The following is a 12,279-nucleotide window of genomic DNA, read 5'->3' on the forward strand; positions in this document are numbered from 1 at the left end:
TCGTGGCCGTCCTGGCCCATCTTCGCCACCAGAATGCGCGGCGGCCGGCCTTCGTTTTCGGCGAAGGCGGCGGTCATGGCGATGACGCGCCGGTTGGCGTCGGTCTCTTCGCCCGCCTCGGCGAGATAGACTCCGGAAATCGACTTCGCTTCGGCGACGTGCCGGCCGAACGCCTTCTCCATCGCCAGCGAGATCTCGCCGACGGTCGCCTTGGCGCGCGCCGCTTCGACGCTGAGCGCGAGCAGATTGGCGCCGCCGCGCGCGCCCTCCGTCAGTGCGTCGAGCGCGGCCAGCGTCGCCTTTTCGTCGCGCTCGGCGCGCAGGCGTCTGAGTTTGTCGATCTGCTGCGCGCGCACCGCCGCCGCGTCGACCTTGAGCACGTCGATCGCGCGCTCGACCTGCGGGGCGTGCTTGTTGAGGCCGATCACTGTCTGCCGGCCGGAGTCGATGCGCGCCTGGGTGCGCGCGGAGGCCTCTTCGATGCGCCGCTTCGGCAGGCCGAGCTCGATCGCCTTGGCCATGCCGCCGAGCGCTTCGACTTCGTCGATATGGGCGCGCGCGCGCGCCGCGAGATCGGCGGTCAGTCGCTCGACGTAATAGGAGCCGCCCCACGGATCGACGACGCGCGTCGCGCCGCTCTCCTCGATCAGGAACAATTGGGTGTTGCGGGCGATGCGGGCCGAGAACGGCGTCGGCAGCGCCAACGCCTCGTCGAGCGCGTTGGTGTGCAGCGACTGAGTGTGTCCCTGCGTCGCCGCCATCGCCTCGATCTGGGTGCGGACGATGTTGTTGAACGGATCCTGCGCCGTCAGCGACCAGCCCGAAGTCTGACAATGGGCGCGGAGCGCCAGCGACTTCTCCGACTTGGCGCCGAAGCCGGCGACGATCTCGGCCCATAGCAGCCGCGCGGCGCGCAGCTTGGCGATCTCCATGAAGAAGTTCATGCCGATCGCCCAGAAGAACGACAGGCGTGGCGCGAATTCGTCGACCTCGAGGCCCGCCGCGACGCCGGTGCGCAGATACTCGATCCCGTCGGCGAGCGTGTAGGCGAGCTCGAGGTCCTGCGTCGCGCCCGCCTCCTGCATGTGGTAGCCCGAGATCGAAATCGAGTTGAATTTCGGCATCGACTTCGCGGTATAGGCGAAAATGTCGGCGACGATGCGCATCGAGGCCGCCGGCGGATAAATGTAAGTGTTGCGCACCATGAATTCTTTGAGGATGTCGTTCTGGATGGTGCCCGACAGCGCCTTCGCCGGAACGCCCTGCTCCTCCGCTGCGACGATGAACAGCGCCAGCACCGGCAGCACCGCGCCGTTCATCGTCATCGACACGCTCATCGAGTCGAGCGGGATGCCGGAGAACAGGGTCCGCATGTCGTAGATCGAGTCGATCGCGACGCCCGCCATGCCGACGTCGCCGGCGACGCGCGGATGATCGGAATCGTAGCCGCGATGGGTGGCGAGATCGAAGGCGACCGACAGGCCCTTCTGCCCGGCGGCGAGATTGGCGCGGTAGAACGCGTTGGACTCCTCGGCGGTGGAGAAACCGGCGTACTGGCGCACCGTCCACGGCTGCTTGACGTACATCGTCGCGTAGGGGCCGCGCAGATAAGGCGGCAGCCCCGGCTGCGTGTCGAGAAACCCGAGCCCGTCGAGATCGCCCGCATCGTAGATCGACTTGATCGCGATCCCCTCCGGGCTCGTCCACGCGCGCGGCGCCGCGCGCGGCGGCTCGGGCGACGGCGCGAAGGAAATGGAATTGAAATCGGGAATCGCCCCCATCTACCGACCCTTCAATAAAGGCTAGGCGCCACGGCGCTAGGCAGCGGCCGCGACTTGCGCCCAGGCGCGCCGCAACGCCGCGACCGCATCGGCGCCGACAAAAAGAAAATCGTCGACCCCCGCGTCGCGCCAGGCGTTGGCCGCGTCGCCGGGCCGACCGGCGAGCGCCAGCCAGCGCGCGCCGGCCGCTTTCAGCGCGCGCGCGAACGCGTGTCCGCACGCCGAATAGCCGTCGTCGTCGCCGCACAGACACGCGACCGCCGCGCCGCTTGCCTTGAAGCGCGCGGCCGCGGCGGTCGGATCGTCCCCGCCGGAATCGGCGACCGTGTCGAAGCCGCCCGTCTCGAGCAGGTCGCGGGCGAAACCGACGCGCCGACCGTGTTTCGAAAGCGATCCGATCGCGGCCAAGAACGTCCGCGGCCGCGCGCCGTCGCGGTTTCGCGCCGCGTCGGAGATTTCGCGCAAGCGTTCGAACGGCTCGGCGAGGCGCAGCGCGGTCAGCGGCGCAGCGAAGGCTTCGCCGGCGAAGTCGAAGGCCGCCGGCGTCGCCGGCACGACGTCGACCGGCGCTTCGGCGAGGTCGGCGAGGTCGACGTGAGCGCTGACGCCGGTGATCAACGCTTTCTGCCGCGCCGCGTCGTCAGCGATGCGAGCGGCCGCCTCGGCGACTTCGCCCTGGAAGACGCCAGCGCGCAGCGCCAGCGGCGCGCCGCCCGCGCGTTCGAGCGCCTGAAAGACCGTCCAGCCCTTCTCGCACAGTGTCGCCGTCAACGCTTCGAACACGCCAGCCCCGGCGGCCGGATCGGCGACGAAGCCGAGATGCGATTCTTCGAGCAGGATGAGCTGCGCGTTGCGGGCGAGCCTTCGCGCCAGCGCATCGGGCAGGCCGAGCGCCTGGGTGTGGGGCAGAACGCTGACGCTGTCGGCGCCGCCGAGGCCGGCGGCGAACGCTGCGGCGGCGCCGCGCATCACGTTCACGTAGGGGTCGCGCGCGGTCATCGTCCGCCACGCGCTTTCGCCATGGACGCGGGCCGGCGCGGCGTCGAGACCGCAGGCCGATCGCACCCGGCCCCACATCAGGCGCAGGGCGCGGAACTTGGCGAGGGTGAAGAATTCGTCGGCGTCGGCGGCGAGGCGGAAGCCGATCGCAGCGGCCGCGGCCTCGCGCGAGAAGCCGCCGTCGGCGAGCGCGCGCAGATAGGCGACCGCCGCCGCAATCGCGAAGCCGAGCTCCTGCGCCGGCGTTCCGCCGGCGGCGTGGACCGCGCGTGCGTCGGCAGCAAGGTAAGGCCCGGCGAAGCCCTGCGCGGCGAGGAACGAGGCGACCTTGGCGAGCGCCGCGGCCTCGGCGCTCCATGGCCGCGGCGCGCGGCCGCTACGCGCCAGCGCGCCGATCGGGTCGAGGCCAAAGGCGACGTCGACGGATTTCGGCGCGACGCCGCTGCGCGCGACCAGCGCGGCGAAGCCGGTCGCCTGGGCTTCCGCATTGGGCCCGAGATCGAGTTCGAAGCGTTGCTCAGCGGCGAATCGCACGCCCTCGAAGGCGCGGTGCAGCGTCGACGAATCGGCCTTGGCGAGACCAAAGCCATAGGCGCCCGCGGCGCCGGCGAAGACGACCTGCAGACCGTCGGCGCCGTTGGCGAGGTCGTCGAGCGCCTGCTCGTTGGCGGCGGCGGGATCGGGATAGTCGAGGCGCGCCACAACGCGCCAGCCGCCGCCGCGGAGCGCGCGCGGCCCTTCGCGGCGCGGATAGAGCGGCTGCAACTCGATTCCGTCGGCGCCGCGCGAGATCAGCGTCGCGAACCCGGCGCCCTTGAGCGCCGCTTCAGCAGCGCGGCGCCAGTCCGATTCGCCGTAGGACGCAAACCGCGCCGCCGCTTCCGCCACCCCTGCCCCCGGACTTCAGATGTATTGGGCCAAGCCGGGGATGGCGCCAGCGATTTCACCGATCACGTCGTCGCCGGCGTGCTCGCGGGCGTAGTCGAACACTTCCCGGCCGACCGATTGAATCTGATTCATGTCGAAGCCGAGCGCCATCAGGTCCGAGCCGAGCGCCAGCAGGCCGCCGCCGCCCATCGCGCCGGCGCCTGTGCCCATCAGGCCGCGCACCGTCGGCCCCATGCCCTCCCCGCCGGTCGTCGCGCTGGAAGCGATGATCGCTTTCAGCTCCGGCGCCTTGGCGAGCAGGGCGGCGACGGCGTCGTCAGGGGCTTCGCGGGCGATGAAATCGAGCACCAGCGCGACGGCTTTGCGCGCAACGTCGGGTTTCGCGCCGGCGGTCGCGGCGACGCGGGCAATCAGGGTTTCCATGTCGGGCTCCCATTGAGACGTCGCGCCGGCAGGCGCTTTACGGCCCGGTGTGTCGCCGCGCGGCGCGACAAAATCAAGCGCTGCAAACAGCATACGCGCTCGCACGCGCGGCTACGACCTGGAAAAAGGACGAAGACGCGGCGGACCGGCCGCCCGAACCGGCGGCCGCCCCGCGCCGACGGATCGATCCTCGGGTCCGATGATCGATCAATCATTGCGGCACAAAACGGAAGTCATGAAAATTCCACAATGCTGAACAACCGGTGAAGATGCCTCTGGCAGGCCTGCCGGCGCCCATATTTTGCGCTAGTATGTCGTTTCATGCTGCAATCCGGCAGTTTCGGCGGACATTTGACAGTAATGGGTCGAGCCGGTTCGATATGCGCAGAGCGCATACCTGTCCGGCGAGATCAGCGCTTTTCCGACTCGACTCCAGCGACTATGTTGCACTGCATCAGACGGATGCGATCGCCGATGAGCGGCGCACCTCAGACCAGTTTCGAAAAGGAGGGTCAAATGACCTCAATCAAGTCCATCTCCGATAAGTTCGGCGCCTGGCGCCGGTACCGCGAAGCGGTTCGCGAACTCTCTTCGCTCAGCGACCGTGAACTGGCCGATATCGGCATCCGCCGCGGCGACATCCACTTCGTCGTCTCGAACGCGCTCGCCGCCTAACGAAGTTCGGGGCGTCCGGTTCCCTTCCCTCCGGATGCTTCCGCGGCGTCGGTCCTCCCCCGACGCTTTGCAACGCCCGCCGGTTCCTCCCCCCGGCGGGCGTTCGCACGTCTAGGGGCTGCGGTTGACGGCCCCCAGCGGCTTTGCGACAAGCCGTGAATGCGGCCCATTCACGTGATCGGCGGCGGCCTGGCGGGCTGCGAAGCGGCCTGGCAGGTCGCGCGCCGCGGCGTTGCCGTCATTCTCCATGAAATGCGCCCTGAGCGCGGAACCGAGGCGCACCGCACCGCGCGGCTCGCCGAGCTCGTCTGCTCCAATTCCTTCCGCTCCGACGATCCCGAGACCAACGCGGTCGGCGTCATCCACCGCGAAATGCGGGCGCTCGATTCGCTGATCATGCGGACGGCCGACGCCCATCAGGTGCCGGCCGGCGGGGCCTTGGCGGTCGACCGCGACGGCTTTTCGGCGGCGGTCGAAGCGGCGATCGAGGGCGAACCGCTGATCCGGATCGAGCGCGGCGAGATCGCCGGGCTTCCGCCCGAGGATTGGGACAGCGTCATCGTCGCCACCGGCCCGCTGACCTCGGCGCCGCTCGCCGAATCGATCCGCGCGCTGACCGGCGAGGATTCGCTCGCCTTCTTCGACGCGATCGCGCCGATCGTCCATCGCGATTCGATCGACATGGACGTCGCCTGGCCGCAGTCGCGTTACGACAAGGCCGGTCCGGGCGGCACCGGGGCCGACTATCTCAACTGCCCGATGAGCCGCGACCACTACGAATCCTTCGTCGACGCGCTGCTCACCGCGGAGAAGACCGAGTTCCGCGAATTCGAGGGCACGCCCTATTTCGACGGCTGCCTGCCGATCGAGGTGATGGCCGAGCGCGGCCGCGAGACCCTGCGCCACGGGCCGATGAAGCCAGTCGGCCTGACCAACGCCCACGCGCCGACGGTCAAGCCGTACGCGGTCGTGCAACTGCGCCAGGACAATGCGCTCGGCACGCTGTTCAACATCGTCGGCTTCCAGACCAAGCTCAAATACGGCGAACAGGCGCGCGTCTTCCGGCTCATTCCCGGGCTGGAGAAGGCCGAATTCGCGCGACTCGGCGGACTGCACCGCAACACCTTCCTCAATTCGCCCCGCCTGCTCGACGCTTCGCTGAGGCTCAAGGCGGCGCCACGGCTGCGCTTCGCCGGCCAGATCACCGGCTGTGAAGGCTATGTCGAGAGCGCCGCAATCGGCCTGATCGCCGGTCGCCTCGCCGCCGCCGAGCGCCTGGGGCTAGCGCTGTCGCCCCCGCCGACGACGACGGCGATCGGCGCGCTGCTCAACCACGTCACCGGCGGCCATCTCGAGGCGATCGACGCGGGCCCGCGCTCGTTCCAGCCGATGAACGTCAATTTCGGTCTGTTCCCGCCGATCGACGAGACGCGCGTCGACGGGAGCGGCAAGCGCTTGCGCGGGCCCGAGCGGGGCTTCGCGCGCAAGCGGGCGCTGTCGGCGCGCGCGGCGGCGGATCTGGCGATGTGGCTGCAGCGCAGCGCCCAAGAAAACTCCGCCGTCATGGCCGGGCCATGACGAGCCTGAGAAAGTGCGCCCCTCTTAGTCCACGACTTCAGCCGCGTCGATCAATCTCAACTGCGGCTTCTCACGGCCGCCGTAGCGATTGATCGTCAGCGCGCCGGCGAGGTGGACGCTGGCGCCGCGCGCGTTGAGCAGCGCTTCGCCGAGCGGCTTGCCGACGACGCGGAACGCGATCGCCTCGATCGCGGCGCCGTCGGCGGCGACCGCGCGCAGCCGCAGGTGGTCGGCGCCGGCGGCGAAGACGCCGGTCAGGCGGTGGCGCGGCAGCGCAAACACCGGCTCCGGATTGCCGGCGCCGAACGGCCCCGCCGCCTCGACCGACTGCGCAAGCGCGACCGTCGCGCCGGCCGCAGTCAGCGCCGCGTCGATCGACAGGCCCGAGCGCGAGCGCGCCGCCGCCACCGGTTCAGCGAGCTTTTCCTCGAGAAAGGCGCGGAATTCGCCGATGCGGGCCTTGGCGAGGGTGATTCCCGCCGCCATCGCGTGGCCGCCGCCCTTGGTCGCCAGGCCGGAATCGACCGCGGCGCGCACGACGCGGCCGAGATCGACGCCGGCGATCGAGCGCCCCGAGCCGGTCGCCTCGGCGCCGTTGAGCGCGAGCGCGAAGGCGGGACGTTCGAAGCGTTCCTTGAGCCGCGCGGCGACGAGGCCGACGATTCCGCTCGGCCATCCCTCGCCCGCTACGACCACCGCCGCGCCGCGCTCCTCGAGCCCGAGCGCCAACAGCGCTTCGGCTTCGGCTTCCGCGAGCGTCGCGATCTCGATCTGCTGGCGCGCGCGGTTCAGGCGGTCGAGCTCGGCGGCGATCTTGCGCGCCTCGTCTTCGTCGCGCGTCGTCAACAGCTTGACGCCGAGCGCGGCGTCGCCGACGCGGCCGCCGGCGTTGATGCGCGGGCCGACGATAAAGCCGAGATGATAGGCGCGCGGCGGCCCGTCGGCGCCGGCGACGTCGAACAAAGCGGCGAGGCCGGGGCGCTTGCGCAGGCGCATCGCCGCCAGCCCGCGCGCGACAAAGGCGCGGTTGAGGCCGACGAGCGGCACGACGTCGGCGACCGTCGCCAGCGCGACGAGATCGAGCCCGGCGAGGAGGTCGGGCGCGGCGCGGCCATCGAAGAAGCCGCCGTCGCGCAACGCCCGGTTCAGCGCGACGAGGCCCATGTAGACGACGCCCGCGGCGCAGAGATGCCCAAGCCCGGAGAGGTCGTCCTGGCGGTTGGGATCGACGACCGCGAGCGCGTCAGGCAGGCGCTCCGGCGCCTGGTGATGGTCGAAGACGACGACGTCGAGGCCGAGCCGGCGCGCTTCGGCGATCGGCTCGTGGCTGACCGCGCCGCAATCGACGGTGACGACGAGGCTCGCGCCGCGCGCGGCGAAGGCGGCCATCGCCTCGCGGTTCGGCCCGTAGCCTTCGGTGACGCGATCGGGGATGTGGACGATCGTTTCGCAGCCGCAGGCCTGGAGATATTCGCTGAGCAGCGCCGCGCTCGCCGCGCCGTCGACGTCGTAGTCGGCGAAGATCGCCACCCTCTCCGCGCGCCTGACCGCGCCGGCGAGCCGCGCCGTCGCCTCCTCCATGTCGGCGAGCGCAAACGGATCGGGCATCAGCGCGCGCAGGGTCGGATCGAGATGGCGCGCGACCTCGTCGAGGCCGACGCCGCGCCCGGCGAGCACGCGCGCGAGCAATTCGTCGCAGCCACCCGCCTGAGCGATCGCCAGCGCGCGCGCTTCGCCGGCCGCGTCGAGCCGCGCGCGCCACGGCCGGCCGGCGAAGGAACGCTCGACGCCGAGGAAGTAGGGCAATGCGTGCGCCATCGCCGCTTCGTCTAGCACGAATCGCGCGGCCGGACCGAAGCGCCCGCCTTCAGGCGGCGAGTCGTCGCGCGGCGATGCTGGCGAAATAGACTACGCCAGACAGCGCCGTGATCCAGAAGCTGGTCGGCCAATCCGAGTAGAAGGCGAGCGTCAGGCCGCCCCAGGCCTCAGCGAGCGCCAGGGCCGCCGACAGCGCGACGCCGATCGCGAGGCGGCGAGAAAAATTCTGCGCCGCGGCGGCGGGGCCGACCATCAGGGTGAACACCAGCAGCACGCCGACGATCTGCGCGCATTCGGCGGTGGCGATGGCGACGATGGCGAGGAACGCCGCCGAGACGAAGCGCAGCGGCACGCCGCGCGCCTCGGCGAGTTCGGCCTGCAGTGAAGCGAAAATCAGCGGCCGCACGATGAAGGCGAGCGCGGCGAGGCTCGCCGCCGCCATCAGCAGCAGGGTCAACAGCGCTGAATTGTCGACGCCGAGCACGTTGCCGAACAACAGCGCCGCCGCCTGCGTCGCCGCAGAGGTGTAGAAATGCAGGAACAGCAGGCCGAGTCCGAGCGCCAGCGAAAGCATCATGCCGATCGCGACGTCGCGCTCGGCGAGCTTCTCGCCGAACAGGCCCATGGCGATTCCGGCGACGAGGGTGAAGCCGACGAGGCCGCCGAGCGGCGAAAGCCCGAACAGAACCGCCCCGGTCGCGCCGGTGAAGCCGACATGCGAAAGCGCGTGGCCGGCGAAAGTCTGGCCGCGCAAAACGAGAAAGAATCCCACGGTTCCCGCGAGTATCGCCGCGACGCCGGAGGCGGCGAAGGCGGTGCGCATGAAGTCGTATTCAAACATCGCCGCGCCCCCTCATCCGGCCGCTGCGCGGCCACCTTCTCCCGCTTGCGGGAGAGGGCTGGGGTGAGGGCGAGTCCAGTCGCCATCGAGGCGCTTCATTCGCCATGCGAATGCCCGTGATCGCCGCGCTCGTGCCGGTGCGCGTCGCGCTCGACATCGACGTCGCCCGCCATGACGAAGAAGCGGTCCTTGATGCGCACCACTTCGATTTCGGCGCCATAGAGGCGCGACAGCACCGGTCCGGTGACGACTTCGTCGACCGGGCCAATCACCGCCGCGCCGGCGCCGAGATAGAGTACGCGGTCGATCGCGTTGACCAACGGATTGAGTTCGTGGGCGCTGAAGACGATCGCGACTCTCAGCTCGTCGCGCAGGCGGCGCGCGATGTCGACGACGCCCTTCTGGTGGGCCGGGTCGAGCGAGATCAGCGGCTCGTCGAGCAGCAGCAGCCGCGGCCGGCCGAGCAGCGCTTGGCTCAACAGCAGGCGCTGGCGCTCGCCCCCCGAGAGTTCGCCGAGCGAACGGCGCGCCAGATCGCGCGCGTCGACGTGATCGAGCGCCCAGTCGATTTCGCGCCGCATCGCCTTGTCGAGGCGGGCGAAGCCGAAACGCGCGCCGATCGCCGCGCTGGCGACGACGTCGTAGCCGGTCAGGCGCAGGCCCAGCGCGAGCCCGCGGTTCTGCGGCATGTAGCCGATCGACGAATGTCCGCGCGTGACAGGCTGATCGAGAACGCTGATCGCCCCTGACGCGACCGGCGTCAGGCCGAGCGTGGCGCGCATCAGCGTGGTCTTGCCGGCGCCGTTGGCGCCGAGCATGCCGATGAATTCGCGGTCCTCGACGATGAAACTGGCGGTCGAGAGAATGTCCCGGCCGCCGAGCCGAATGGTCACGTTGGAATTGTCCTTGGCCATCTGCACCAGACGCCCCACCGCGGGCTCGCTCGCCTGCGCGTTGTAGAGCATCGCCTTCACCTTGTGGCCCTTGAGATCGCTTTCGAACGCCGCCACTTCGGAAGCGCCCGGCTCGGCGTTGTTCATCACCGCCAGCGCGAATTTCTCGTTATGGACGTTAAGGCCGATCAGCCCGGCCTGATAGCCGAACACCGGCTCGGAGGCGATCACCGGCGCTCCTGCGTATTTCTTGCGCATGTCGGCGATCTTGGCGTCCAGCGGCTTGAGCGAATCGAGGAACTGCGCCTCGCCCTTGTCATAATCCGCCCTGTGGTCCGGGTCGATCGCGTCGAGATCGGCGGTCAGAGCCTTGGCCGCCGCCTTCACGGCATCGGGATCGTACCAGAGATGCGGGTTGTCGCCGGCCTTGCGGCCGACGAGCTTCGCGACGACGATCTCCTTGCGGCCGGGGGCCTTATGGGCGCCGAGCAGCTTCTCCATCCACGGATCATAATCGACGCCGTTGACGATCACGATCTTCGCCTCGGCGAGCGCCTTCGCAGTCTCGGCGCTCGCCTCGAACAGATGCGGGTCCTGGTCCGGACTGCTGAGGATGCTCACCACCGTGACAGCGTCGCCGCCGATCTGGCCGGCGACGTCGCCGTAGAAGTTCTCGGCGGCGACGATCCTCACCGGGTCGGCGAACGCCGGCGCGGCGATGAGCGCGGAAGCGGCGAAAGTGGCGGCGACGAGCGGGCTGCGGGACATCGCGGTCTCTTGGAGCCAGAGGGCGCCGCTTGGCGCGCGGCGACCGAAGTGTTATGTTATAACATCGCGCGACGCAAGCCCCTGCCCGCGACGGGGGGCGCGACGCGTGTTACGCTTCGCGCCAAAGGAAGCGAGTTGAGATGACCGCGAGACACGCCCGCGCCGGCGGGACGGCCTGGGTGGCCGAAGTGGAGCGCGCCTGCGCCGCGCAAGGCCTGCAACTGACCGCGGCGCGGCGCAGCGTGCTCGACATTCTCGGCCACAGCCGCGCCGCGCTCGGCGCCTACACGATCCTTGATGCGCTGGCGCGTAAGGAAGGCAAGCCGATCGCGCCGCCGACCGTCTATCGCGCGCTCGAGTTCTTCCTCGAGCACGGTTTCCTGCACAGAATCGAGAGCCGCAACGCCTATGCGGCGTGCGAGCACATCGGCCACGCCCACCAGGGCGTGCTGCTGCTGTGCGAGAAATGCGGCCGCAGCGACGAGATCGAGGACGACGAAGTCACGCGGCTGCTGCGCCGCGCCGCCGAGCGCGCCGGCTTCGCACCGCATCGGCAGATGGTCGAGCTGCAGGGCCTCTGCCAGACTTGCGCCAAGGCGGCGTGAGCGCGGCTCAGCCGTCGGAACGGATGCGCGTCGCCAGCAGTTCGCCGCGGCTCGCCAACACCGGATAGGCGGCGGCGGCGACAATATGGGTGTTGACCGCCTTGAGGTCGCGCAGCGCGTCGAGATGCAGCGCGCTGGTTTCCGCCGAATTGACCCGCCCCAAGCGCAACCGCTCGAAATGTGCGTCGGTCGCGTCGGCTTCCAGCGCGCGGAACGCCTCCTTCTCGGCCGCGAGCTGCCGCGCCGCGCGTTCGTCGCCGGTCATGAACAGGGAAGCGGCGGCGCGCACGTTGGCGATCAGGCGGTCGACGATGCGCAGCAGCTCGTCGCGGCCGGAATCGGAGAAGACGACGCCGCGCTTGGCCATCTTCGTCGCCATGGCGAGCAGTCCTCGGTCGACGATGTCGCCGGCCTGCTCGAGATTGGTCGAGAAGGTGAGGATGTCGCGCAGGCGACGGTGATCGGCTTCGTTCAGCGCTTCGGGATCGAGGCCGGTCAGATAGGCCTTGATCGCGCCGTTGAGCTTGTCGAGCACGTCGTCGAGCCGCTTCGTCTCGCCGATCTGGCGACGGTCGGGTTGGGCGAGCGCGTCGCGCATGCCCGCGAGCATCGCTTCGAGCGCGTCGGCGAGCCGCAGCGCTTCGCGCGCCGCGCCGCCGAGCGCGATCGCCGGCGCCGCCGCCGCGGCGGGATCGAGATAGAGCGGGCGCGACGGATCGGCCGGGTCGACGCGGGCCGGCAGCAGTCGCTTGAGCAGCGCGGCGAATGGCGTCAGCAGCGGCATGAAAATCAGCGCCAGCACGAGATTGAATGCGGTGTGGAAGTCGGCGACCAGCCGCGCTTTGTCCGGCTCGATCGTCACCAGAAAGCGCGAGATCGTCGGCAGAAACGCCAGCGCGACGGCGACGCCGACGACGCGGTTGAGGAGATTGCCGAGCGCAACGCGCTTGGCCGCCGGATCGGCGTCGGCGGCGCCTTCGAACCACGGATTGAGCGCCGCGCCAAGATTT

At 70.0% G+C, this 12,279-nt stretch carries 10 protein-coding genes; 3 read left to right on the forward strand and 7 right to left on the reverse strand.

Annotation, left to right across the window (positions count from 1 at the left end; all coding sequences use genetic code 11):
* From scpA to ABSF49_RS16855, 3 genes are all read right to left on the reverse strand, one after another.
* Positions 1-1,781 (reverse strand): methylmalonyl-CoA mutase (scpA, locus tag ABSF49_RS16845; protein WP_424113810.1); only part of this gene is annotated, 1,781 nt, incomplete at its 3' end.
* A gap of 36 nt (positions 1,782-1,817) precedes the next feature.
* Complete coding sequence (locus ABSF49_RS16850; RefSeq protein ID WP_424113811.1) at positions 1,818-3,668, reverse strand: methylmalonyl-CoA mutase family protein; 1,851 nt, start codon at positions 3,666-3,668, stop codon at positions 1,818-1,820.
* A 15-nt stretch (positions 3,669-3,683) separates the two neighbouring features.
* The gene (locus ABSF49_RS16855) at positions 3,684-4,091 is read right to left on the reverse strand and encodes a DUF2267 domain-containing protein (RefSeq protein WP_424113812.1); all 408 of its coding nucleotides are present in this window, start codon (positions 4,089-4,091) and stop codon (positions 3,684-3,686) included.
* 516 nt (positions 4,092-4,607) lie between these two features.
* Between ABSF49_RS16855 and ABSF49_RS16860 the strand changes: the two genes are divergently transcribed.
* Together ABSF49_RS16860 and trmFO are read left to right on the forward strand one after the other, a co-directional pair.
* Positions 4,608-4,766 carry a DUF1127 domain-containing protein gene (locus tag ABSF49_RS16860; RefSeq protein ID WP_424113813.1) on the forward strand — a complete coding sequence of 53 codons (159 nt, stop codon included), beginning with the start codon at positions 4,608-4,610 and terminating at the stop codon, positions 4,764-4,766.
* Between the two features lie 159 nt (positions 4,767-4,925).
* Entirely contained in the window at positions 4,926-6,344 is a 1,419-nt protein-coding gene (gene trmFO, locus ABSF49_RS16865) for a methylenetetrahydrofolate--tRNA-(uracil(54)-C(5))-methyltransferase (FADH(2)-oxidizing) TrmFO (RefSeq protein ID WP_424113814.1), read from the forward strand.
* 24 nt (positions 6,345-6,368) lie between these two features.
* On the opposite strand, the gene recJ is transcribed toward trmFO, so the two are convergent.
* From recJ to ABSF49_RS16880, 3 genes are all read right to left on the reverse strand, one after another.
* Complete coding sequence (gene recJ, locus ABSF49_RS16870; protein WP_424113815.1) at positions 6,369-8,162, reverse strand: single-stranded-DNA-specific exonuclease RecJ; 1,794 nt, start codon at positions 8,160-8,162, stop codon at positions 6,369-6,371.
* Between the two features lie 49 nt (positions 8,163-8,211).
* Positions 8,212-9,003, reverse strand: coding sequence for a metal ABC transporter permease (locus tag ABSF49_RS16875; protein WP_424113816.1), 792 nt, complete (start codon positions 9,001-9,003; stop codon positions 8,212-8,214).
* Positions 9,004-9,098: 95 nt separating this feature from the next.
* Positions 9,099-10,664, reverse strand: coding sequence for a metal ABC transporter solute-binding protein, Zn/Mn family (locus tag ABSF49_RS16880; protein ID WP_424113817.1), 1,566 nt, complete (start codon positions 10,662-10,664; stop codon positions 9,099-9,101).
* Positions 10,665-10,804: 140 nt separating this feature from the next.
* Between ABSF49_RS16880 and ABSF49_RS16885 the strand changes: the two genes are divergently transcribed.
* Positions 10,805-11,269 (forward strand): Fur family transcriptional regulator, encoded by a 465-nt coding sequence (locus ABSF49_RS16885; RefSeq protein WP_424113818.1) that lies wholly within the window; start codon positions 10,805-10,807, stop codon positions 11,267-11,269.
* A 7-nt stretch (positions 11,270-11,276) separates the two neighbouring features.
* Here the strand turns inward: ABSF49_RS16885 and ABSF49_RS16890 are convergent.
* A partial coding sequence (locus ABSF49_RS16890; protein ID WP_424113819.1) for a Na/Pi cotransporter family protein occupies positions 11,277-12,279 on the reverse strand: 1,003 nt, incomplete at its 5' end.

This window comes from Roseiarcus sp. (assembly GCF_049514155.1).
Lineage (GTDB): Bacteria > Pseudomonadota > Alphaproteobacteria > Rhizobiales > Beijerinckiaceae > Roseiarcus.

What these genes read in the sequence shown, in the direction of transcription:
- recJ (WP_424113815.1), bottom strand. Translation starts at nt 8,162, where the DNA reads ATGGCGCACGCATTGCCCTACTTCCTCGGCGTCGAGCGTTCCTTCGCC.
- ABSF49_RS16855 (WP_424113812.1), bottom strand. Translation starts at nt 4,091, where the DNA reads ATGGAAACCCTGATTGCCCGCGTCGCCGCGACCGCCGGCGCGAAACCC.
- ABSF49_RS16875 (WP_424113816.1), bottom strand. Translation starts at nt 9,003, where the DNA reads ATGTTTGAATACGACTTCATGCGCACCGCCTTCGCCGCCTCCGGCGTC.
- trmFO (WP_424113814.1), top strand. Translation starts at nt 4,926, where the DNA reads ATGCGGCCCATTCACGTGATCGGCGGCGGCCTGGCGGGCTGCGAAGCG.
- ABSF49_RS16860 (WP_424113813.1), top strand. Translation starts at nt 4,608, where the DNA reads ATGACCTCAATCAAGTCCATCTCCGATAAGTTCGGCGCCTGGCGCCGG.
- ABSF49_RS16885 (WP_424113818.1), top strand. Translation starts at nt 10,805, where the DNA reads ATGACCGCGAGACACGCCCGCGCCGGCGGGACGGCCTGGGTGGCCGAA.
- ABSF49_RS16880 (WP_424113817.1), bottom strand. Translation starts at nt 10,664, where the DNA reads ATGTCCCGCAGCCCGCTCGTCGCCGCCACTTTCGCCGCTTCCGCGCTC.